We start from the raw sequence: 23,025 nt of genomic DNA on the forward strand, positions 1-23,025 counted from the left end.
GCGCTTTGGACATTATTGACAGACGCTCTAATCCACACGGCAAAAATATCGAAAACCGCAGACGTGCCCTGGAACGGGCACGGGACGCGGTGCAGAAAGCCGTGCGGGAAGCCGTGGCCAGCGGGAAGCTCCGTGAAGCGGGGCAGGGGAATGCTGTCTCCATTCCCGCTGACGCGTTGCATGAGCCAGGATTTCATCGGATTTTCAGCACGGGAGAACGTCATATCGTTCTCTCCGGGAATCACCAGTTTTCACGTGGCGACCGTCTGAGACGGCCTCCGGCAGGTGAAGGAGGCGGTGGTGGCGGAAGCGGCCAGGCAAGCGATGAAGGCGGGGGAGAGGATTCCTATCGTTTCCTTCTCTCCCGTGACGAATTTCTTGACCTGTTTTTCGGAGATCTCGAACTGCCCGATCTCGTCAAACGCGAAATCGCGGCAACCGAGACAACGGCACCGAGCCGCGCCGGACTGAGCAATGACGGCTCACCCTCCCAGCTCGATATGGGCCGGACGATGCGTTATTCGATGGCTCGCCGCATCGGCCTCGGGCGCCCCAAACCCGAAGAACTGAAGGAAATAGAAGCCCGGATCACAGAGCTGGAAGAAACCAGACCTCTTTCCGATGCCAACGCGGAAGAACTGGAAGCCCTGCGCGAGCGTCGCGGCGCTCTCCGCCAGCGCCTGAACCGTATCCCCTGGGTCGATCCGGTCGATCTGCGCTACCGCAGATTTGCGCCCACACCGAAACCCTCAACCCGGGCCGTGATGTTCTGCATCATGGACGTCTCGGGCTCGATGACCGAGCGGATGAAGGATCTGGCCAAGCAGTTCTTTCTCCTGCTCCATGTCTTCCTGGAGAAGCGCTACAAAACCCTGGATGTCGTCTTTATCCGCCATGCTGAGACGGCTGAAGAGGTCGATGAAGAAACGTTCTTCACAGATCCGCGCACCGGAGGCACCGTCGTCTCAACTGCCCTGGCCGAGATGTTACGGGTTCAGCGGGCCAGATATCCTGTGCAGCAATGGAATATCTATGTGGCGCAGGCATCTGACGGAGACAACTCACCATCCGATACCCCGCGTACGGCGGAACTGCTTGAGCAGGAAATTCTGCCACTGGTGCAGTATTATGCCTATATCGAGGTCATGGGCTCAGGCGCGGTTATCCGCGGCGATACCGATCTCTGGCGCGTCTATCGTGAAATCTCCGAACGTCAGTCCCACCTGGCGATCCGCCAGGTCAGTGACAGGAAGGAAATCTTCCCGGTCTTTCGTGAACTTTTCGCACGCAGGACAACAGAACAGGCGGGCAGGGTATGACAGAAACTCCCGTGACCGGTGCTGCATCCCAGGCAGGAAAAGGACTTCTCTATCAGGGAGCGGACTGGAATTTTCACATCATTCGCGACTGCTATGCTGCGATTGAAGAAATCGCAGAGAAGGAGTTGGGTCTCAATGTTTTTCCCAACCGGATTGAGGTGATCACCTCCGAGCAGATGCTCGACGTCTATACAACAAACGGAATGCCGGTCAGTTACAGTCACTGGTCTTATGGCAAGCGGTTCGCGGGTCACGAGAACGCCTATCGACGCGGCCTGATGGGCCTCGCCTACGAGGTAGTCATCAACTCCAATCCCTGCATCAGCTACCTGATGGAGGAAAACAGCGCCACCATGCAGGCGCTGGTGATTGCACACGCGGCCTTCGGGCATAATCATTTTTTTAAAAACAACCGGCTTTTCCAGGAATGGACCGATCCCTCCCAGATCCTGAATTATCTCGAATTCGCTCGCGGTTATATTTCGCGCTGCGAAGAAACCCATGGGCTGGAAGCCGTCGAACGCATCCTCGATGCCGCCCATGCGCTCCAGGGACAGGGCGTCAACCGTCATAGCGGTTCCCGACGTATCGATCTGAAAGGAGAGCAGGAACGCGCCCGGGAACGTCGCGCATGGGAGGACCGCTCTTTCAACGACCTGTGGCGCACTCTTCCGCCTGTAAACGAACCGGAAATCGAACCCGATGGCGCGAAAAGCGCAATAAGACGCCAGTTTGGCCTTCCCGAGGAAAACATCCTCTATTTCCTGGAGAAACACGCTCCGCGTCTCGCTCCCTGGGAGCGTGAAATCATCCGCATCGTGCGTCTGATCGCGCAGTATTTCTATCCCCAGCCGCAGCTCAAACTGATGAACGAAGGCTGTGCCACCTGGGTCCATGACCGCATCATGACCCGTCTGCACGAACTCGGACGTATTGACGACGCCGCTTATATGGAAACCATCCATTCCACAACCAACGTAATCACGCAGTTTGGTTACGATCAGGGCTCAACCAGCTTCAACCCTTACGCGCTCGGGTTTGCAATGATGAAAGACATCGCGCGGATCTGCACTGATCCCACCGATGAAGATCGCCGCTGGAGCCCCGATATTGCCGGCAATAACGATCCTCTCGGCACGCTCAGGCACGCCTGGGCCGAATATCGGGACGAGAGCTTTGTGCTCCAGTTCCTCTCTCCCCGCGTCATGCGCGACTTCAGGATGTTCCGCCTGCTTGATGACACGCGTGACCCTTATCTACTCGTGGACGCGATCCATGATGAAGCCGGATATCGCGACATCAGACGAACCGTGGCCGCATCCTACGATCCTTCGGCCTGGTACGCTGAGATTGAAGTCGTCGATGTCGATACATATGGCGATCGGACTCTGCGTCTGGAACATCGTACGCGACAGGGCCAGCTTCTGGCGGAAAACGACATGAAACTCACCCTGAAAGGTCTCGCCGACCTCTGGGGCTACCGTGTCATTCTCCAGGAAATCGACGCTCCGAGCGGCCGGCTTCTTGCCTCGCATGAAGCTATCGCACACAACTGAAGGCAGGGGAGCGCGCGCGTGTCAGCGGTCGCTCTCCCGGTCTGACCAAATTCCGTTACACGATCTCGTACGTCGTCACGTTGAATGACGTCAGAAGATGTGGGCCGAAGGATGTCGAGATCGCAACATCGGCGGCATCGCGGCCCCGGGCAATCACAATTCGGCCAATCCGAGGCTTATTGTGACGTGCATCGAACGTATACCACGTACCGTCGAGCCAGACCTCGAACCAGGCGGAAAAATCCATCGGATCAGGCACGAGCGGAACACCAATATCACCGAGATAACCTGTGCAGTAGCGGGCCGGAATATTCATACACCGGCAAAGCGTAACAGCGAGATGGGCGAAATCCCGGCAAACACCGATCCGCTCGTTCCAGCCTTCCCACGCAGTCCGCGTGTTGCGGGCATTCGCATAGCTGAATGTCAGATGGTTGTGGACATAGTCAACAATCGCCTGAACACGGGCCCAGCCCGGAGGCGTGCCGCCAAAAACCGACCAGGCGAATTCCGAAAGCAAATCCGTCTCGCAATAGCGACTGCCAAGAAGAAAGACGAGCACGTCCGACGGCAGATCCTCGACGGGAATCTGCTGCGCATCCAGAACATGCCGTTCCGGCCGGCCATTGTCATAAACAGTGAATTCCGCCCACGTGCGGAAGATACCAGCCGGCGCAAGAAGACGCGTGCAGCGATTGCCAAAGCCATCAATATAGCGCTGCACCGGAACCCACGGCTCGAAAACCGGCCGTTGTGGCGTAATCAGGTCTGGTTCGCGTTCCGGGCGTATGTCGAGCATCAGAATCAGCGGCGTCGGGGCCGGAAACTGAATGGAGATGTCGTAGCCGGCGCGAATTTCCATAAGTCGTATCTCCCTGTGTCCCGGAAAACTGTCTTCCGGACAAACAGCCCGGCATGTCACTTCGTCGTTTTCGGGGCTCTGCCTGGTAGCGGACCGGACATCAGGACAAAGCCGGCGTGACAGGACGTGTTTTCAACGGATGATGACGAAAGGTGGTTCCCCGGTATCGTTACGATGAAGATCGTTACGTTCGTGGTATTGTTTACGGAACTGGCGCCGATAAGCAACAGCCAGGCGGCCATGCGTCCCGGCACAGGCTCGAATTCAGGAAGCCAGTCTTGATACTGCTGGCGGACTGTGGGACTCCGAACCACACATAGCGACAATGGTATCTGCCAGGATTTTCCGGCAGAAACCAAGACAGAGGCAAAAGGAATGACGCTGGCGGGGAGCGGAAGTGATATGACAGATGGTCTGCTCGGTGCCGGCGATCCGCCGCCGATCCTCGTTCATGGGGGCGCCGACCCGAATTCCCCGTTCCTCCTCGTCAGTGATCATGCCGGTCAGGCTATTCCCACGGCCCTCGCCGATCTCGGCGTCAGAGCGGAAGACCGCGCGCGGCACATTGGCTGGGATATCGGCATAGACGGCGTTGGCAGACTGCTCGCCAGCCGCCTGGGAGCGCTGCTGATCGAACAGACCTATTCTCGTCTGGTGATTGACTGCAATCGCACTCCGGGACATCCGACGGCCATCGTGACTGTCAGCGACGGCACGATCATTCCCGTCAACAACGATCTGACCGCTGAAGCGGCCTCCATGCGGACGCTGGAGATTTTCGATCCATATCATACCCGGATCGGCGAGGAACTGGACCGGCGCGAAGAACAGGGGCTGGAAACATTTCTTGTGGCGCTGCACAGTTTCACCCCTGAAATGGGTGGCATAAAACGTCCCTGGCAGGCTGGCGTACTGCATAATCATGATCCGAGATTCGGACGCCTGCTTGTTGAGATACTGCGTGAAAATGGCCTCATCACAGGCGACAACGAGCCCTATGAACTGACGGACACCAGCGATTATACGATCCCCATCCATGGCGAGCGGCGCAGGATCCCCCATGTCGAACTCGAAATCAGACAGGATCTGATCGAATCCGAAGCGGGGCAGACCGAATGGGCCGACAGGCTCGCGAACGTTCTCCCCGAGGCCCGCTCCCGCTATCACGCGCTGTACGGCAAACACCCCGCTCAGGAACTCGACGCGTGAATAAAGCCAGAATCTCCGGTGGGACTGCCAGCGAGATTACTCACCGGATTGCTGACAGAGTGAATGACAGGATTACTGGCCAGGCGCGACTGGCAGGCGTCCTCGGATACCCGGTCTCTCACTCCCTTTCTCCCGTCCTGCACAATTACTGGCTCGAACGGCTGGGTATAGACGGCGCCTACGTCCCGCTGTCCGTCAGCCCGGAGCAGTTCAGCATCGCCGTGCGTGGCCTGCAGGCGGCCGGATTCCGAGGCGCGAACGTTACCATTCCACATAAGGAAGCCGCCTTCGCAATCGCTGACGACGTCGATCCGATGGCCTACATCGCCGGATCCGTAAATACCCTCGTCTTCGGCGAGGATGGGCGCATCCGGGGCTCCTCCACAGACGGATTCGGCTTCATCGCCAGCCTGGAAGCGGAAGGTATCGACCTCGCGCGGCTCAGACAGAACGGCGCAGCTCTTCTGCTCGGCGCTGGTGGTGCTGCCCGATCCATCGCCACCGCACTGCTGGAGCTGGGATTTTCCGTTATCATCAGCAACCGCACCGAAGCCCGCGCCCACACCATGGTGAAGCAGTTGTCGGAAGCATGGCGCAACCATTCAGACGGTCACAGACCGGATCTGTCTGTTCTCGCCTGGGACCACTGCCGCAAAGATGTCTCCGCCAGCCTCTCTCTCCTGGTCAATACCACCTCACTGGGTATGACCAGCGGCCCGAATGCCGGATGGAAACCCGATCTCACAGGCGCTTCCGATCAGCTTGTGGTCTCGGACATCGTCTATGTGCCGCGCGAAACGCCGCTGCTCCGGGAAGCTTCCGAACGCGGTCTGAAAACCGTTGGCGGTCTCGGCATGTTGCTCCATCAGGCTCGTCCCGGTTTTCGCGCCTGGTTCGGCATCGAAGCTGAAGTCGATGACGCCACCATCGCCCATGTTTCGGCCGCTCTGAAGCGCTGAACGGATACGTCACCACCATGAAGATTCTCGGACTGACCGGCGGCATCGGTATGGGAAAGACGACCGTCGCCAGAATGTTACAGCAGGCAGGATTTCCCGTTTTCGATTCCGACCTGGAAGTTCATCGTCTTCAGGGACCCGGCGGCGCGGCTGTCGGAGCCATCGGACGACTGGTTCCCTCAGCCCTCATTCCGGGCGAAGGCGCGGACGAGCACGGACACCCCGCCATCAGGCCCTCGCTGAACCGCGCAGCACTCCGCAAGGCCGTGATGGACGATCCCACCCTGATCCGGTCCCTCGAACGCATCCTGCATCCTCTGGTATTCGCCGCCCGTGACCGGTTCCTCCGACGTTGCAGGAGGCGGGGCGCTCCATGGGTCGTGCTTGATGTGCCGTTGCTGTTCGAAACCGGCGGTAATCGCCGATGCGACTGCGTCGTCGTGGTTTCCGCTCCACATCAGACCCAGGTCAGACGGATCGCCCGGCGACGCGGTATGACCGCGGCAGAAGCGGCACGAATGATCGCCCTTCAGATGCCGGACTCCGAAAAGCGACGCCGGGCGGATATCGTCATCCGTACCGGGCTGTCACTCGCGGACACGCGGGCGCAGGTGCGCTCACTTATCAGACAGATGAAGTCTCCGGGTAACGCCTGAGTCTGAAAACTGGCAGCCTCCCAGAAAAGGAAATGCGGACATGAAGCGCTCTGTGCTGTTCGATACCGAAACCACAGGTCTCGAAGCGACAGGCGGCGACCGCGTGATCGAAATCGCGGCTCTCGAACTGATAGGCGATCTGCCAACAGGACAGGCCTTCCACGTACTGATCGACCCGGAACGGGATATTCCGCCAGAAGCTTCCCGCGTACATGGCTTCACTCTGGCAGATCTCGAGGGAAAGCCGAAATTCGCCGATATCGCTGACGATTTTCTTGCTTTTATCGGTGACGATGAACTGATCGCGCACAATGCGACCTTCGACTTCGGATTCATCAATGCCGAACTGGATCGACTCGGAAAACCGCCTCTTGATGATGCCCGGAAGGTCGATACCCTCCTGCTGGCCCGCGAACGTTTTCCGGGAATGCCGAACAGTCTCGATGCTCTGTGCCGTCGTTACGGCATCGATCTCTCCGAACGGACAACCCATAACGCGCTACTTGACTGCAAACTGCTTGCTGACGTTTATGTCGAACTGACAGGCGGCCGCCAGCACGGCCTCAGCCTAGGCGGTCTCGACGGAGAGGATACACTCCAGGCAGCCCGCTATACTCGGTCCGCGACGCGCACACCGGTCTTCATCATCCCTGACGAAAACGCATTGGCCGCACATGATGCTTTTGTCGACGCAATGCCCGAACCAGTCTGGCGAAAATAAAGGCATCTGTAATACGCGCGGTAAGAAAGTCACCGTGCGCAGCACGCTTTTGCGTAACGACTTCTTCCAGGTACAGCCTAGAGCCCTGTCCCACAATCACATGCAGCCGGTTCACAGTTACACTGCAAGTGTAACCCGGACAGTCAGTCCACGGGGCATACGACCGACCAGTTTCACATCGCCACCCTGACCCCGAATGATGGTCCGGGCAATCGATAAACCCAGCCCCGTACCTCCGGTTTCCCGATTCCGGCTTTCTTCTGCACGGACAAACGGCTCGAACATGCGCTCAAGATCCTCGGGCGGCAGACCAGGACCTTCATCCTCGACCAGGACAGTGACGTACCCATCTTCCGGCTCCGAAAGCGTGACCGTCGCGCATCCCCCATAAATGATGGCGTTGTTCACCAGATTGGTAAAAGCCCGCTTCAGCGCCAGCGGCCTGCCCCGGATAATGACCGGCGGCGGATCGCCGGCAAGAATGATCCGGTCGGCATCATCCGGACGGCTTTCACCAACATCATCAACAACGGTCGCCAGCAATGCCGTCAGATCAAGCGCTGTCACCTCTTCGCGCGCCGAACTGTCGCGCCCGAAAGCCAGAGTCGATTCAACCATCGCCGAGAGTTCATTCAGATCGGTAAGGAACTTTTCCCGCATTTCATCATCTTCGATGAATTCGGCGCGCAGTTTCAGACGGGTGATCGGTGTACGCAGATCATGCCCGATGGCTGTGAGAAGATGAGTTCTCTCGGAAATAAAACGCCTGATCCGCGCCGCCATAGCGTTGAACGCCGCTGCCGCCCGCGCAATTTCCGCAGGACCATTCTGAGGCAACGGCGGGCTGCTGGCATCCGGCGCAAAAGCCTCCGCAGCCGCAGCCAGTGTGCCAACAGGCGCGATCATGCGCCGCACGCCCCAGATAATAAGAATACATCCGCCAGCGGTCATGAGACCGAATGCAATCGGAAAAGCCGGCGAACTGAACGGTGTCGGAACCGGAAGCCTGTAGCGAATAACAAGCCAGCGTGTGTCGTTGGGAAGCAGCAGGGCAATACCCTGTCTGCGAATACGTCTCTCCGGCAGCGTAAACACACGCTGCGGACGCCAGCGGGCCGGCACGACCGGAAGTCGGTGACCCTCGTTATGCGGATCGCATTGCGGTCCGGGAAAGAAAGGATGCTGATCAGGCTGCCCGGCCGGACCATCCCTGCGGCCTGGCTGATCATGCGGCGAAAATTCCGATGGTCCTCCCCGGAACATCATGGCACCCGGTCCGCCCATGTCGTCCGGGCCGTGCGGACCGCCCCCGGGACCACCAGGCATAAACTGCATGCCTCCCGGTCCGTCAGGAAAACCACCCGGGATGAACAGCTGCCGCCGGAAATCCGCTGCAGAAACCTCCAGTGTCATATCCGCGTCCGGCCTGTCGGCCAGTCTCACAGTAAATCCAGGCGGCAACTGCAGCTCATTCGCTTCGACCGCCCGGTCCTCAGGACTGGCCTCCGCTACAGTGCGATAAGCCATGATCGCATGAGATACAGCCTGATGAGCCGCCAGACGGTCATCAAAAGCAATCCGATCCAGCGTTTCGATCGTGAGACCCGCGATCTCCAGAACAGCGAATCCAACGATCAGAAGCAGGCTGGTGCGCGCGGCAAGCGACGCAGGCAGTATGGAATGCCGGGAGAGCCAGGCCGCGATAACCTGCATCACAGGTCAGGCAGTTCAGACGCAATAACTGTCTGGTTATCCGCATAAAAAATTGTCAGAACAATAACGCCTCCCATGCGGGATATCGCATCCGCAACACTCATCGACGTTCGACATCGGCGGCCAGAACATAGCCTCCGCCACGAACAGTCTTGATAAGCTGGGCGTTTCGGCCATCATCTTCCAGCTTGCGGCGCAGCCTGCTGACAGCAACATCGATCGCCCGGTCGAAAGGCCCGGCCTGACGACCACGCAGAAGATCAAGCAGCATGTCCCGGGTCAGCACACGGTTCGCCCGCTCAAGAAGAGCGAGCAGCAAATCGTATTCGCCTCCCGTCAGCGGCACCTCGACCCCCGCCGGATTCAGAAGCCGGCGACGTGCGATCTCAAGCGTCCAGCCTGCAAAGACAATTTCACGGACCTCGCCATTCCCCTGTTCCTGAGTCTCCGTGGCTCGCCGCAGCACGGCACGGATTCGTGCCAGAAGTTCCCGCGGATTGAATGGTTTGGCGACATAATCATCCGCACCGAGTTCAAGACCGATAATCCGGTCCGTATCGTCGCCCATGGCCGTAAGCATGATAATCGGAATATTGGTCTGCGACCGCAGCCACCGCGCGATATCAAGGCCGGATTCGCCCGGCAGCATGAGATCGAGCACGACCAGGTGGTAATGCCCCTGGCTCCAGACCCGCCGGGCTTCCCGGCCATCCCGCGCGCTTGTCACGCGCATCTGATTACGTTCGAGGAATTTCGACAGAAGATCGCGAATTTCACGATCGTCGTCGATGACCAGTATATGCGGTGTTTGCTCCATGATGCATTTATAAAGCAGGAATCGGTCGTTGTGCAGATCGTGTTTCATTCCGTTTCACTTCGGGATAAGCCGAAGAAATGGCAGTCACGCTGCGGTAATCGACCGGATTATGGTCCACGGAGGCATGACGGATGGGTGTTGCTGATTTTACGCTGACAATGCCCCGACCCGCCGTGCTCTGCCTCGTTCTCGCGCTGACAGTCACGACCAGCGCACACGCCAGCGCAAATGACGTCGATTCATCCTCCGGAACCGGAAACAGCAACGCAGAGACCACCGGCGTCATCCATCCGACAGTCTCGCCGCCGGGGCAGAATCAGGATTCGGCCATCACGCCCGTTCTGCCGCCACCGGCCATGGAGCCGGGACAGGACACGCCCACCGGAGACAGCCCTGAACAGCCGATTCCTCTTACCGTCCGCTCCGGAACAGGAATCTCCTCCGCCGGGAGCAAAGACGGCGATCAGCCAAGAACTGAAACCATCTCCGCCCCCTCCGGCGGACTGCTGGACCGAAAGGTGCTGGGCGCTGATCACGCTTCACTCGGTCGTGTTGTCGATGTCCTCGCCGGCCCCGACGGAAAAGTAAGGGCGGTCGTCGTCGATATCGGAGGATTTCTCGGGGTCGGCAACAGACGCGTCGCCATAGCCTGGTCTTTGCTCGCCCCAGATCAGACTGATTCCGGGCGACCCATTACGGTGCTCGCCCCTTCGGGCGTCATCCGGTCCGCTCCCGAATACAATAACAATAGCCCGACGATTCAGATCCTCAGCGGTCCTCACGTGACGCAGCCTCCGGCAGATGAAGGAAACAGCAAGAGACCGGACGACGAAAACGCACAGCCCGACAGCCCGGCCATCGCAGTTCCCCTGACCAGAACAGCTGCGCCTTCCGACAGCGTGGAGCAGACGTCATCCGGACCTGGCAGCCCGCAGAAAGGCAGTCCACAGAAAGAGGAAGCGACACCACGGGACATTCCGGCCGGTCCGCCGGCATCCGACCACGGACGGTAGCCGGTCTGTGAACCGCATGGTTTCCTCTCCGGCCGCCAGCCCTGTTCATGAAAACGACATGGCACGGCACGGCATCATTGCCTGCGACACCAGCGTACAGGACGGCATGCCGTGCTGAGGAAACTTCCGGTCAACAGCGCCTGGGGACTGGACGGCGTAAGCTTCTTCGTCGCCAATCTTCAGGCCGCGTTCGGACCATTTGTCGCCGTCTATCTGACAGGCGAGCACTGGACGCAGGGCGAAATCGGCGTCGCGCTGAGTATTGGCTCCATCACCGCCATGGCAAGCCAGGTGCCTGCCGGCGCCGTTGTCGACGCGCTGCGCAACAAACGGATGGTGGCTGAACTCTCGATCGTCGCCATCATTCTGTCCTGCCTGATCATGGCCCTGATGCCACAGCGCCTGCCTGTCGCAATCGCTGAAGTGCTGCACGGTCTCGCGAGTTGCACGCTCAACCCTGCGATCAGCGCGCTGACCCTCGCCGTTGTCGCAACATATATTGCCCGCAACCCTGACCGCGCCACCGGTGCGCTGGGAGCACGTTTCGGACGAAATGCCAGCTTCGCAGCAATCGGAAACGCCATTTCTGCCGGTCTCATGGGTGCGGCAGGCTACTGGTCCTCGGCCCGCGCCACATTTTTTCTCGGCGCGCTGATGGCCGCGCCGGGTCTGCTCGCTCTGCGCATGATCGAACCCGCCGGAACACCCCTGGACGAAAATGCATCTGCTCTTGCAGAGGGAGAAACTCCGCAACAGGCGAGGGGCGCTTCACTCCTGAAACTTCTGCGTGAACCCGGCCTGTTCGCCTTCGCGCTCTGCGTCGTGTTTTTTCATCTCTCCAGCGCCGCGATGCTGCCTCTTGCAGCCGGACAGGTGACAAAAGACGCAGGACGGTTCGCGGAAATCGTCATCGCCGCATGTATCCTCGCCCCGCAGATGCTCGGGGCCGTGCTGTCTCCCTGGATTGGCCGCTGGGCAGAGACAATCGGAAGACGGCCGGTCATGCTCGTCTGTTTCGCCGCGCTGCCCCTGCGCGGCATCCTGCTCAGCCTGACCTCGGATCCCTGGCTGGTAGTGCCGATCCAGATGCTGGACGGAATAAGCTCCGCAGCCTTCGGTGTGATGCTTCCTCTGGTTGCCGCCGATCTCACGCGCCGGAGCGGCCATTTTAACCTCTGCATGGGCGTTCTCGGGCTGGCAATGGGCCTCGGAGCAAGCTTCAGTACGACCCTGGCCGGGCTGGTCGCCGACACATCGCTTCGCGATGCGTTTCTGCTCCTGGCCGCAGCCGGCGGTGTCTGCGTTCTTCTGGTGGCGTTCCTCATGGGCGAAACACGGATCAGCGCATCCACAAAGAAGTCGGCCACAGCGCCGCCGGAAACATAAGAACCGGCCATAATGCGCTTATCGTTTTGCATTCGCGTCATGCTATCCGGCCGAATATGCACTCAGAGGATGTATCCAAAAAATTCCGGTCTCCGGTGGTAACACCCGTAAAACCCGCTCCCTTCCGTGCCGTTGTCTGAAAAGACGTCCGGAGGGAATCAGTCATCCGCCGGACGAAATGATTTCCGGAGAAATACCCATGCTCGGCACGATCCTGATTATAGTCCTGATTCTGATGCTTCTCGGCGCCCTGCCAAACTGGGGCTACAGCGCCGGGTGGGGATATTTCCCGTCCGGTACGCTCGGCACGATCCTCATCATCGTCATCATTCTCGTGCTTCTTGGGCGGCTATAATATTCCATTAAATCTTTAAAATTCAGACCATTAAAAATTATTCTTAATATTCTTTCTGAAAAACCTCTGCGGCAGACTTTACATCTCTTCCGTAGAGGTTATCTGTTCAGAAATATATTTTAAAATCAGCCTGTTAGAGTAAATTCCTCAGTTTCTGATTAAGCCTGATCAAGCCATGACGGCACCGGCAGATCTCTGGCACGAAGAAACTCAGGATTAAACAGCTTGGACTGATAGCGCGCCCCACCGTCACACAGGATCGTAACGATCCGATGTCCCGGCCCCATCGCACGCGCCACTCTGACCGCCGCCGCGACATTGATCCCGGATGATCCGCCTACTGACAGACCTTCATGAATAAGCAGGCTGTAAATCTGTTCCAGCGCTTCCGGATCGGGAATCCGCTCGGCATCGTCGATAATCGCGCCCTCCAGATTGGCTGTCACCCTGGACTGACCAATTCCCTCCGTAATCGATGATCCGCTGATGGAAAGATCATCCGATTTCACCCAGCCATACAGACCCGATCCTTCCGGGTCGGCAAGAACGATCTTCGGACGCGCGGCGCCCGCAGCCTTTGCGGCGTCCGCAAGACCGAAGCCTGTTCCGGCCAGAGTGCCCCCGGTGCCGCAGGCGCAGGTAAACGCATCAATCCGTCCGCCGGTCTGCTCCCAGATTTCCGGCCCCGTCGTAAGACGATGACCTTCGCGATTGGCGAGATTGTCGAACTGGTTAGCCCACACCCAGCCATTCTCTTCGGCCAGGCGACGCGAAACATGCACGTAATTTCCCTGATCCCGGTAAGGTTTAGCCGGAACCAGCCGGAGATCGGCGCCGATCATCCGCAGGAAATCGATCTTCTCCTGACTCTGCGTCTCCGGCATGACAATGACACTCTTATAGCCGCGCGCATTTGCAACAAGCGTAATCCCGATGCCCGTATTCCCGGCTGTCCCCTCGACAATCGTTCCCCCCGGACGGAGTTCACCACGCTTCTCAGCATCCTCAATAATGGCGAGAGCAGCACGATCCTTCACGGACCCGCCCGGATTCATGAATTCGGCCTTGCCAAAGATGTCGCACCCCGTAGCCTCCGACGCCCGGCTGAGACGGATCAGAGGAGTGCCCCCGACAGCATCTGCCATACCGGCAGACAGGGTTGTCCAGCCGCGACGGGTGAGGGAGTCAGATTCCGATATCATGGTGTCTGCCTTTCGTCCTGATACAACCGGGCTAGCGCGAGTTGGCCCGGTGTGCAATTGGCCACCCTGCAGCGTCTCAATACGAACGACCCGGTCCGTTAGCGGCGAGACCTGTAAAGACCATATTTCCGGGGTCAGGCAGAACATGGAGTGCTGAGTATATGATCGACGACGTATCACCGCAGGCCACATGGCAGGCCCTGCAGGAAAACCCCGAAGCCCGGCTGATCGACGTGCGAACCCCGGCGGAATGGCTTTTCGTCGGAATGCCAGATATCTCCGAAGTCAGTCGCACAGTACATGCCATAAGCTGGCAGCTTCCGAACGGCATGCCGAACAGCCGGTTTTTGGAAGAACTCCACGCCGCCGGACTGAAGGAAGGCCAGCCGCTCTATTTCATCTGCCGCTCCGGCGCACGCAGTCGCGCAGCAGCACAGGCCGCCTTACAGGCAGGCTTCGGACCCGCCTTTAATGTTGCTGACGGCTTCGAAGGGCCTCTGGATTCGCAGTCACATCGCGGCATGGCAGCCGGCTGGAAAGCTTGCGGCCTGCCATGGCGCCAGAACTGACTCCAGCCACCATCTGACCCACTGAAATTCAGGGACGCTTACGGGAAAAATAAAAGTCTTCCCACGTGCCCCTGATGAAATATCAGTGCCAGATTGTCAGTTACTGCCCCGCGTCAGGCTCGGCATCCGCGTCATACACGACCTCAAGCACCGCACACCACGGATAGCGGGAATCATAACTCCTGCCGTCCTGAGACGCGACAGCCCCGTTCGCGTCGGTCGGAACATGCGTCAGAGTGACCGCGTCATCAATATTTCCGCCGATAATACTAAGCTGCTTTCCAAAAGGCTGTCCGTTCTGCCCCGTCGCCACAACAATCCCGCAATGGGCCGGGAAGCCATAGCGTGTCGGCAGGCTGGAGAAGCGCACGGATTTACTTCCGCCCCGTCCGGTACAAATCAGATCCCCTTGTTTCGGCACATATGCTCCCGGATCATGAGCCCGAAGTCCCGTCGACTCACCTGAGGCCGCCGCATTGATATATGTCGAATGATTGGGTGAGTAAGGGAACCGGTCATTCGCACCTGCAACCCGCATCACATAAGAAATAAAAGCTGCCGACCAGGCAAAATGACCGTCATGGATCAGATTGAACAGACTACCGTTCGCATCATACTTGCCACTCCATGAAACTTCAGTTTCCTGCGGATCCTGCCCGATCCACCAGTACTCGCCGACACGCTGCCATAATCCAGGCGCACGCTCAGGCTTCACACTGCCAATCGTCGGTTCCGGGCGGAGTTCCGGGTCATCGTCATCCATCGGCATGCCAAAAAGCCGCCATTCGCGCATTGCGATTGCAACGACATCCTGCCTGTTAAAAGGAACGAAATTGCGCGTTGCAAAATCCGGCACATGCGGATCCCAGGCCACAGGCCCGGCGCTGTTCCTGTACTGCGCCGTCGGTGTCTGCGCCGGGGTCGGACTGGCCTGAGGATGTGGAGCGCATGCGGCAACGCCGAGAGCAAGAAAAAGAGCAGCAGGCTTACGAAACACCAGATTGTCCATCCCACAGGCCGGTGTGTCATTCCGGCTTATCAACGTCAGAAGACGACATGAACCAGGTGAGCCATGCCTCTCCTGTTAATCTTTACAGCGTTGACATGCGGGCCGAAAGAGGCCGTCCATCCACCCGCAGATCAAAATCCGCGATACAGATGTGCAATGAACCGCACGGGTCGTCAGGTCGCCTGCTCCGGAAAGAGTGCGTGCAACCCTGCCGCGCTCGCCGCACAACGTCCCCGCTCGGTAATGAGTCCGGTCACAAGGCGGGCCGGTGTCACATCGAAAGCCGGATTGGCCGCAGCACTGTCACGAGGCGTAATCCTGACCCTCCCGATCAGACCATCTTCCATCTGACCCGCCACATGCGTGACTTCAGACGCCGCCCGCTCCTCGATTGGAATTTCCCGAACGCCATCCGTGACAGTCCAGTCAATCGTGGTCGACGGAAGCGCGACCCAGAACGGTACATTGTTGTCTTTCGCCGCCAGCGCCTTGAGGTAGGTCCCGATCTTGTTGGCCACATCGCCCTGCGCCGTCACCCGGTCTGTCCCGACGATCACCAGATCAACCATGCCATGCTGCATGAGATGGCCACCCGCATTATCCACGATCACCGTATGCGGCACACCATGACTGCCAAGTTCCCATGCCGTCAGAGCAGCACCCTGATTGCGCGGGCGGGTTTCGTCGACCCAGACATGCACGTCATATCCCATGTCATGCGCCATATAGATCGGCGCCAGCGCCGTTCCCCAGTCCACCGTCGCGATCCAGCCAGCATTACAATGTGTCAGAATATTAATCGTTCCTGTTTTTTTCTTATCTTTTGCAATGCTTTCAATCAGAGAGAGTCCATGGCGACCAATGGCCTCGTTCTGCGCCACGTCTTCGTCGCAGATCAGCGCCGCCTCAGCATAAGCCGCCTCAACGCGATCTTCCGGTTTCAGAGGGCGCAGTTTCGCAAGCATGCGATCGATAGCCCAGCGCAGATTGATCGCCGTCGGTCGCGTTGCGGCCAGCATCGCCGCGTCACGTTCCATCGCCACGTCGTCCGGATCGGTCCGCAATGCAAGCGCAAGCCCGTAAGCAGCAACCGCTCCGATCAGCGGCGCACCTCGCACCTGCATGGATGTAATGGCATGAGCGACCTGACCGCACTCCGTCAGCCGGAGGACATCGAGAGAAAAAGGCAGGCGGGTCTGGTCAAAGATCAGAACCGTCCGATTGTCTTCCGGATCCACCCGGACACTCCGGTACTGCACTCCGTTTATCTTCATGGCGACGACATCCTGGTTCAGAAAAAATGGAATTCGGAGAATATTAGCCTGACGGGTGAATTATCACCAGTGAGGACACCCGGACCACCTGCCGTTTCGGTTGCGATGAAAATATTCCGTTACAATATAAGCGAGTGTGCGTTGCACGCATGGCGCGTAGCAATCTGATGCAACCTTTACCAGATCAGGAACATCCGCCTGATAACAGATCCGGATTCCTGTTTCATAATATTGTTATTATGAAAGGATATTTTCTTATTTTATCCATTTCGTATTCCGTAATGATCATCTGTCTTCGGACATCACGACGACTATAATCTGTATAAAGAATGGCCGATATTGATATTGCAAACAGGAACGGGCATCTATATTGAAGTGATCAATCAGGGTAATGATGCCTTCATTGCAGACTTTCCGGACTGCTTCCGAAGTCTTCCATGTCAGGAAAGACAGGAACAGAGTTCAGGCACTGTTTTGAAAAGTATCATATATAGCACTGAGAATTCTGATGATGTTCTCAGATGCGTGACAACAGGAAGAGCAGGCCATGGCCAAGAGACCAGCTAAAGTTACCGCACCAGCCGCAGCACCGAAAAAGACCGCTGCCGTGAAAAAAGCTCCGGCAAAAAAAGTCGCGCCGAAAGCCACGAAAACGCCGGCACCTTCGCCCGCACCAAAAACCCGGGCTGCAGCCGCTCCAAAGACGAAGATTGCCGCGAAAACCGCAGCGAAAGCGCCCGCAAAAACGACGCGTACCGCGCGCGTGGCAGAAACTGCGCCGAAAGCCGTTACGAAGCGTAAAGCTGCTGCTGCACCGGCTGTTAAGGCTGTGGCAAAGAAAACTGCAGCACCAAAAGCAAGCACATCGCGCAAAGAGGCACCGGCCGTCAGACTGTCAGCCGTCGAGCGTCTGCGGATCACACAGGAAGCCCGCAAACAGAAACGCCTGACACGGCTGGCTGCGGAAAAAGCAGCTGCCGAGCAGGCCGAAACACCGAAGCGTCAGACACGCGCCAAAGTAACCCGGAGCCGTGCAGCCCGCAGCTGATACAGCCTGCAGACGCTGGTCGGATTTAATTAAAGAAAGGCCCGAAACCCCTGGTGGGTTTCGGGCCTTTCTTTTAATCTTCCCACGCCAGATAACGGAAAGTTACGCGTTGTTGCGAAGCGCCTTACCGGGTTGTCCACGCGTCGGAATATAGCTTCCCGAATTACCATATCGCGTCTTCGCCGTGGGATCCGGCAGCGCTTTCGTCAAAAGCCTGATAATAAAGCTCTGTGCGGTCATCGCCTGACGCAGAAGCATCCGGTTTTCCTGCAGCGCGTCATCAAGCCGTCTGGCAGCGTCCGGCAGCTCCGGAGAGCAGCACTCCGCTGCATCTTCCGTCTCCGGACTTCGTGTGCAGACAATATCGAGCCTGTCCAGGTCAGCAAGCGCAGCTTCCTTCCGTGCCAGGAGCGACACAGCTGCCGGAATATCACCCGCTCTCAGCTGAACATTTTCCGCCTCGATAACATCGAGAACGGTTTCAAGTGTTTTCAGCGTAGTAGCTGTCATCCTGCTTTCTCCTGAATTTCAAGCATCTGGCGATAGATTGATTTCGCCAGACCAAGACCGCCATTGCCCTCCATCTGTTTTGCCATTTCATCGACCAGCATCGGCCTGAAAGTCGACTCCCCGACACCACCCCCAAAAGGGGTCTTCGAAAGATCGACCGTATCAAACATCGGCTTAAGAAGCTGACCGATCGCCATCGTCTCGAAATCAGAAGCCGCCTTCCATATTTTTGGATCAACCGGCGCACCCGCCGCAGGCACTGTTACAGTCCCGGCGGATGGGGAAGGGGAGCCCAACGTACTTTTAACACCGCTCGTCATCGTACCTCCAGATCTGCCTGAAGAGCGCCATCCGCCTTGATGGCCTGAAGGATGGAAATCATGTCACGCGGCCCGACACCCAGAGAGTTCAGACCCGACACCAGATCACTGAGCGCCGGCCCGTTCCGAAGAATGCCGAGCTTCGCATTATTGCCGTTACTGACATTGATGCTGGTTCTCGGCACGACGGTCGTCGTGCCATTGGACATCGGGCCAGGCTGGGAGACCTGCGGCGTTTCGGTGACCTGAATAGTCAGATTACCCTGCGCGATCGCTACTGTGCTGATCCGGACATCGTTCCCGATCACGATCGTGCCGCTGGCATCGTCAACAACAACTTTCGCCAGCGTGTCAGGTTCAACGAGCAGATCGCCGATGCGATAAAGCGCCTGCATCCTGTCGACGGCACTAAGATCCAGAGCCACCGTGCGCGGATCCTCGACGCGCGCAATATTGCCGCCAAGGCTGGAATTGATCACCTGCGCCACACGTGTCGCCGTTGTAAAATCGGGATTGCGCAAAGACAGATGCTGCAGCTTCCGGTCCGTCATACTGAGCGGCACCTCGCGCTCCACCACCGCGCCATTGGCAATATGTCCGTTGGTCGGAATATTATGGACAATAGAGGCAGCCGCACCGCGCGCACTGAACGCATTCGTGGCGAGCGACCCCTGAGCAACCGCATACACCTCGCCGTCCGCAGCCATCAGCGGCGTGACAAGAAGTGTGCCCCCGGTCAGATCGGTCGCATCGCCGGTTGCCGACACAGTCACGTCTATCCGGCCGCCACCATGCGCAAAAGGAGGAAGATCCGCCGTCACCATTACCGCGGCCACATCATGGGTCTGGAGCTGAATTTCATTGGCGCGAATATTGACACCCAGGCGGTTCAGCATGCTGACCAGCGTTTCGCGCGTAAACAGTACGTTGGTCAGCTTATCGCCCGTGCCGTGCAGCCCGGCCACCAGACCGTACCCGATCAGCTGATTCGTCCGGACCCCTTCAAAATCGGCAATATCCTTGATCCGGACCCTGGCCGCATGCGCCGGCGTAAGTCCCGCCATCATGCTGCCGAGCATGAAAAAAGACGCAAGCAGCACGGAGACGAGGCGACGAAACGCCCCCGTCTGCACGGGCTTTCTTCTGCGGTGAGTAGGATTCATTCCGATGTTTGCCGCTCGTCAATGTTTTGCCGACAGACTATCCGCCGTAAGAGCAAACAATTCCTCAACGGGCAGCGCGGGACGACGCTCTTCCTGATCCGGAAACGGATGGAGGCATGGTTCCTGCTCACGGTGTGGAGACAGAATGAGCGTCAGCGGCATAACAGGCTACATTTCCCGGGCGATCACATCGTCCCGGCCCCGGCGACGGACAACGCCGGCTCCCTTTTCAGTGACGCAGAAAGAAAATACCGCGGAAACTCCGGCTGCCGGTCCGGTAAACAGCGTCTCGCTTCTCGGTCTGCAGGAGGAACATGACCCGGAACCGCAGGGTAATGACAGAACGGCATTCGCCTGGGGTAATGACGCGCTGAAAACCCTTCGCGCCGTTCAGGTCTCGCTGCTTGAAGGCGGCTCTCCATCCGAAGCGCTCGCGGTCCTGGAAGCGCTGTGCCGGGTGGTCCCCGCCGCCGCGAGCCCCGGCCTCGCCGCCGTGATCAGATCGATTCGGGTCCGCGCCGCCGTTGAGGTCGCCAGAGGAAAGCAGTCACGTAAGAATACAGAGTCACCGGACGAGGGAGAAGACGATGACAGCCGACCCTCAGCGTAAACATTACCCGACCGTCCGGCTGTAACAGATATTCCACAGAATCAAGGCTGCGATTCGTGCTTGGCTCCGTCACGCCCCGTCGCTATAAGCCGCCCATTCTTTGGCGGGCATCTGCCCCCGGTCGCGGAGACGCTTCTTATGATCACACTTCCTCCGGATTACAGACCGTCCGACGACGAAGAATTCATGAATCCCATGCAGGTCGAATATTTCCGCGAAAAACTGCTGAAATGGCGCACAGACCTGCTGAAAGAAGCCGGCGGAACACTCGCCAGCCTTTCCGAAGGCGGGATTCATGAAGCGGATGTGACGGATCGCGCCAGTGTCGAAACCGACAGAGCCCTTGAATTGCGGACACGGGATCGTGCCCGCAAACTGATCGGTAAAATCAATCAGGCCCTGCAGCGCATCGATAACGGAACCTACGGCTACTGTGAGGAAACCGGCGAGCCAATCGGCCTCAAACGGCTCGAAGCCCGGCCGATTGCAACACTGTCGATCGAAGCGCAGGAACGTCACGAACGGATGGAAAAGATTCACCGCGACGACTGATCCCGCAACACCGGAACAGAGCAAGGGGTGATAAAAACCACCCGGACGGCGATTCAGGGGCTTGCCGATATCCTGCCGGAAATGTAGGAAGCCTCTCGCCTCAGTGCTGCTGTAGCTCAGTGGTAGAGCACTCCCTTGGTAAGGGAGAGGTCGTGAGTTCAATCCTCACCAGCAGCACCATCTTTCTCCTGACCTGTGGCAGTATGGCGCGGCAGTCCAGACCACGGTTACAGGAAAAGCACTATGCTGAAAATTGACGATCCGGATGTCCTCCGCGAGGTGACAGAAGCATCAGACCGGTATGAAGCCGCCCTGATGGCCAATGACGTGGACACGCTTGATGTGCTGTTCCGCGATGCACCGGAGACCCTCCGTTACGGTGTCGGCGAAAATCTTTACGGTTTCAGTGAAATCGCCGAATTCAGGAAAACCCGTACGGGCGGCTCGCCACAGAGAGACGTCATCCGTCGCGTCATCACAACTTATGGTCCTGATATGGCGACCGTGAATCTGGAATTCCGGCGCAAAGGCGGAAGCCGGACCGGCCGCCAGAGCCAGACATGGCTCCGCACAGATGAGGGATGGCGCATCGTCACTGCCCATGTTTCGCTGATGGAAGCCTTTTCCTGACAACACAATTCTGAGGGGTATGGTGCAGCATCTTCGCCCGCGCAGCCGGCCTTCGCGCAGACTTGCCATGCCCCGATGAACAGTGACAGCGCAACCGGACTCGGGGCGCACGACCCTTCCGAAACAATCGCGGGACAGGAGCCATCGTTCTCCACGCGGCCGCTTCCTGTGCGTTTTCTGATCTTCATGATGCCGGTCCTCCTGGACTGCGTGCTTCAGTCAGCATCCGGAACGATCGGAAATATCTATGTTGGACGCCTGCTCGGCCCGGATGATCTCGCTGCGGCGAGTTCGTTCTTTCCGCTTCTGCTGGTTCTGATCTCGTGCGGCGTCGGCCTGGGAACCGGCGCAAGTGTTCTCGTGGGGCAATACTGGGGAGCCGGTCAGGCCGGACGGGCGAGGGTGGTCGCCTCCGCCGCGCTGGGCGTCGGGCTCGCCATCGGCGTGATCATCGCCGCTGCGTCTCAGGTCGCAATCCGTCCGACACTCACACTGTTTGGCACCCCGGAGAACGTGCTGGATCACGCCGCGCGCTACGCAGGCACGCTGCTGCTCGGAACGCCGGCCCTGGCGATGCTCATCATCGCCTCGATCGTTCTGCGCGGCGCCGGTGATAATGTCAGACCTCTGGTGTCGATGACCACCCAGATCATCGTGACCCTGATCGCAACCCCGCTCGCCATCCGCGCCGGACTGGGCCTCGATGGCGCAGCCTTCGCAACCCTGGCGGGCTGGACAGTTGCCCTGCTTTACATGGCGCTCTCCCTTCGGCGCGCGAAACACCCGCTTGCGCCGGATGTCACCATGCTGCGCGAACTCGTCCCGGCCAGTTCCGTACTTCTGCCGGTGCTTCGCCTCGGTCTGCCGGCCATGGTCGAGATCATGACAATGGGACTGGCCGAGATCGCCCTCGTCGGGCGGATCAATGCTTTCGGCTCGGACATGACAGCCGCCTACGGACTCTTCATGCAAACCCTCACTTATATAGAATACCCCGGCATGGCCGTCGGCATCACCGTTTCCGTCCTGTGCGCACATGCCATCGGTGCCCGTAACGAACCGGAAGCACGTGCGGTCCTCAGAGTCGGCTTCAGGGTCGGACTCATCATGACTGGATGTCTCGCCCTGACGGTTACACTGGCACCGGGAGCGGTCGCCTCGCTGTTCACAACCGACCGTCACGTGATAGGCCTCGCGGAGCACGCATTCCGGACCGTGATGTGGAGCGCCGTTCCCCTCGCTCTCTGCGGTGTCGTCGGCGCCGCCATGCGGGCCAGCGGAGATGTAATCGGACCGATGACGATTCAGCTCTGCTGCATCATCCTCATCGAACTTCCGGTCGGGGCCATCGCCGCCCGTCTCTGCGGCGCACCGGGCGTCTGGTTCGGCTATCCCGCCAGCTTCAGCGCCATGTTCATAATAACCGTCATTTACTGGGCAGTCCGCTGGAGACAGCGTCCGCTTATTCCCGTCATCTGACAGTCAGCCGCCACTCTCAGGACCGTGTCCCGCAATCGCAGACCTGCCATTTTCATCCCGACCGTAAGGAAGACGTGACTAACTGTCCGTTTG

General features: G+C 58.6%; 24 protein-coding genes and 1 tRNA gene. 15 read left to right on the forward strand and 10 right to left on the reverse strand.

Annotated features, from left to right (window positions below; translation table 11 throughout):
* The first annotated feature begins 5 nt into the window (after positions 1-5).
* Together GOB93_RS06650 and GOB93_RS06655 are read left to right on the forward strand one after the other, a co-directional pair.
* Positions 6-1,319, forward strand: a complete 1,314-nt coding sequence (locus GOB93_RS06650; RefSeq protein ID WP_173582708.1) for a YeaH/YhbH family protein — start codon at positions 6-8, stop codon at positions 1,317-1,319.
* Positions 1,316-2,875, forward strand: coding sequence for a SpoVR family protein (locus tag GOB93_RS06655; protein ID WP_173582709.1), 1,560 nt, complete (start codon positions 1,316-1,318; stop codon positions 2,873-2,875). Before GOB93_RS06650 ends, GOB93_RS06655 begins: the two co-directional genes overlap by 4 nt.
* Before the next feature lie 55 nt (positions 2,876-2,930).
* Here GOB93_RS06655 and GOB93_RS06660 read toward each other — a convergent pair whose 3' ends face one another.
* A complete protein-coding gene (locus tag GOB93_RS06660; protein WP_173582710.1) occupies positions 2,931-3,737 on the reverse strand; it encodes a transglutaminase-like domain-containing protein in 807 nt (268 codons plus the stop codon).
* A gap of 402 nt (positions 3,738-4,139) precedes the next feature.
* On the opposite strand from GOB93_RS06660, the gene GOB93_RS06665 reads away from it, so the two are divergent.
* The 4 genes from GOB93_RS06665 to dnaQ are packed head-to-tail and all read left to right on the forward strand — an operon-like array spanning position 4,140 to position 7,282.
* Entirely contained in the window at positions 4,140-4,946 is an 807-nt protein-coding gene (locus GOB93_RS06665) for an N-formylglutamate amidohydrolase (RefSeq protein WP_173582711.1), read from the forward strand.
* A gap of 47 nt (positions 4,947-4,993) precedes the next feature.
* Complete coding sequence (locus tag GOB93_RS06670; protein WP_338422312.1) at positions 4,994-5,905, forward strand: shikimate dehydrogenase; 912 nt, start codon at positions 4,994-4,996, stop codon at positions 5,903-5,905.
* A gap of 17 nt (positions 5,906-5,922) precedes the next feature.
* Positions 5,923-6,561: a dephospho-CoA kinase gene (coaE, locus tag GOB93_RS06675; RefSeq protein ID WP_173582713.1), complete on the forward strand. Its 639-nt coding sequence runs from the start codon at positions 5,923-5,925 to the stop codon at positions 6,559-6,561.
* 40 nt (positions 6,562-6,601) lie between these two features.
* Positions 6,602-7,282, forward strand: a complete 681-nt coding sequence (gene dnaQ / locus GOB93_RS06680; protein ID WP_173582714.1) for a DNA polymerase III subunit epsilon — start codon at positions 6,602-6,604, stop codon at positions 7,280-7,282.
* Between the two features lie 117 nt (positions 7,283-7,399).
* Here dnaQ and GOB93_RS06685 read toward each other — a convergent pair whose 3' ends face one another.
* Both GOB93_RS06685 and GOB93_RS06690 read right to left on the reverse strand, forming a co-directional pair.
* The gene (locus GOB93_RS06685) at positions 7,400-8,995 is read right to left on the reverse strand and encodes a sensor histidine kinase (protein ID WP_173582774.1); all 1,596 of its coding nucleotides are present in this window, start codon (positions 8,993-8,995) and stop codon (positions 7,400-7,402) included.
* Positions 8,996-9,095: 100 nt separating this feature from the next.
* On the reverse strand, positions 9,096-9,812 hold the full coding sequence (locus tag GOB93_RS06690; RefSeq protein ID WP_173582775.1) for a response regulator: 717 nt from the start codon (positions 9,810-9,812) through the stop codon (positions 9,096-9,098).
* Between the two features lie 131 nt (positions 9,813-9,943).
* Here GOB93_RS06690 and GOB93_RS06695 point away from each other — a divergent pair, with 131 nt between their 5' ends.
* The 3 genes from GOB93_RS06695 (at position 9,944) to GOB93_RS06705 (ending at position 12,566) form a co-directional block, all read left to right on the forward strand.
* Positions 9,944-10,825 (forward strand): PRC-barrel domain-containing protein, encoded by an 882-nt coding sequence (locus GOB93_RS06695; protein WP_173582715.1) that lies wholly within the window; start codon positions 9,944-9,946, stop codon positions 10,823-10,825.
* Between the two features lie 111 nt (positions 10,826-10,936).
* Complete coding sequence (locus GOB93_RS06700; RefSeq protein WP_338422308.1) at positions 10,937-12,211, forward strand: MFS transporter; 1,275 nt, start codon at positions 10,937-10,939, stop codon at positions 12,209-12,211.
* A gap of 199 nt (positions 12,212-12,410) precedes the next feature.
* Positions 12,411-12,566, forward strand: a complete 156-nt coding sequence (locus GOB93_RS06705) for a DUF3309 family protein (RefSeq protein WP_173582716.1) — start codon at positions 12,411-12,413, stop codon at positions 12,564-12,566.
* Between the two features lie 158 nt (positions 12,567-12,724).
* Here the strand turns inward: GOB93_RS06705 and GOB93_RS06710 are convergent, their stop codons facing one another.
* Positions 12,725-13,768 carry a cysteine synthase A gene (locus tag GOB93_RS06710; protein WP_173582717.1) on the reverse strand — a complete coding sequence of 348 codons (1,044 nt, stop codon included), beginning with the start codon at positions 13,766-13,768 and terminating at the stop codon, positions 12,725-12,727.
* Positions 13,769-13,929: 161 nt separating this feature from the next.
* On the opposite strand from GOB93_RS06710, the gene GOB93_RS06715 reads away from it, so the two are divergent.
* Positions 13,930-14,337 (forward strand): rhodanese-like domain-containing protein, encoded by a 408-nt coding sequence (locus GOB93_RS06715; protein ID WP_173582718.1) that lies wholly within the window; start codon positions 13,930-13,932, stop codon positions 14,335-14,337.
* A gap of 100 nt (positions 14,338-14,437) precedes the next feature.
* Here the strand turns inward: GOB93_RS06715 and GOB93_RS06720 are convergent, their stop codons facing one another.
* From GOB93_RS06720 to GOB93_RS06745, 6 genes are all read right to left on the reverse strand, one after another.
* Positions 14,438-15,346: a DUF2272 domain-containing protein gene (locus tag GOB93_RS06720; protein WP_173582719.1), complete on the reverse strand. Its 909-nt coding sequence runs from the start codon at positions 15,344-15,346 to the stop codon at positions 14,438-14,440.
* Positions 15,347-15,519: 173 nt separating this feature from the next.
* Complete coding sequence (gene mtnA, locus GOB93_RS06725; protein ID WP_173582720.1) at positions 15,520-16,620, reverse strand: S-methyl-5-thioribose-1-phosphate isomerase; 1,101 nt, start codon at positions 16,618-16,620, stop codon at positions 15,520-15,522.
* Between the two features lie 462 nt (positions 16,621-17,082).
* Entirely contained in the window at positions 17,083-17,541 is a 459-nt protein-coding gene (locus tag GOB93_RS06730; RefSeq protein WP_173582721.1) for a hypothetical protein, read from the reverse strand.
* Between the two features lie 229 nt (positions 17,542-17,770).
* Positions 17,771-18,178: a hypothetical protein gene (locus GOB93_RS06735; RefSeq protein WP_173582722.1), complete on the reverse strand. Its 408-nt coding sequence runs from the start codon at positions 18,176-18,178 to the stop codon at positions 17,771-17,773.
* Positions 18,175-18,438 (reverse strand): rod-binding protein, encoded by a 264-nt coding sequence (locus GOB93_RS21460; RefSeq protein WP_338422309.1) that lies wholly within the window; start codon positions 18,436-18,438, stop codon positions 18,175-18,177. Before GOB93_RS21460 ends, GOB93_RS06735 begins: the two co-directional genes overlap by 4 nt.
* Before the next feature lie 56 nt (positions 18,439-18,494).
* Positions 18,495-19,577, reverse strand: coding sequence for a flagellar basal body P-ring protein FlgI (locus GOB93_RS06745; RefSeq protein WP_242010595.1), 1,083 nt, complete (start codon positions 19,575-19,577; stop codon positions 18,495-18,497).
* A gap of 229 nt (positions 19,578-19,806) precedes the next feature.
* Here GOB93_RS06745 and GOB93_RS06750 point away from each other — a divergent pair, with 229 nt between their 5' ends.
* The 5 genes from GOB93_RS06750 to GOB93_RS06770 all read left to right on the forward strand — a co-directional run bounded on the left by GOB93_RS06750 (position 19,807) and on the right by GOB93_RS06770 (position 22,932).
* Entirely contained in the window at positions 19,807-20,271 is a 465-nt protein-coding gene (locus tag GOB93_RS06750) for a flagellar assembly protein FliX (protein ID WP_173582725.1), read from the forward strand.
* Positions 20,272-20,409: 138 nt separating this feature from the next.
* A complete protein-coding gene (gene dksA / locus GOB93_RS06755; protein ID WP_173582726.1) occupies positions 20,410-20,823 on the forward strand; it encodes an RNA polymerase-binding protein DksA in 414 nt (137 codons plus the stop codon).
* A 105-nt stretch (positions 20,824-20,928) separates the two neighbouring features.
* Positions 20,929-21,003, forward strand: a tRNA-Thr gene (locus GOB93_RS06760).
* A 63-nt stretch (positions 21,004-21,066) separates the two neighbouring features.
* A complete protein-coding gene (gene hpxZ / locus GOB93_RS06765; RefSeq protein WP_173582727.1) occupies positions 21,067-21,453 on the forward strand; it encodes an oxalurate catabolism protein HpxZ in 387 nt (128 codons plus the stop codon).
* A 75-nt stretch (positions 21,454-21,528) separates the two neighbouring features.
* Positions 21,529-22,932, forward strand: a complete 1,404-nt coding sequence (locus tag GOB93_RS06770; RefSeq protein WP_173582728.1) for an MATE family efflux transporter — start codon at positions 21,529-21,531, stop codon at positions 22,930-22,932.
* Positions 22,933-23,025: the final 93 nt, after the last annotated feature.

Origin of the sequence: Acetobacter musti, from assembly GCF_011516835.1 — a bacterium.
Taxonomy (GTDB): domain Bacteria; phylum Pseudomonadota; class Alphaproteobacteria; order Acetobacterales; family Acetobacteraceae; genus Acetobacter; species Acetobacter musti.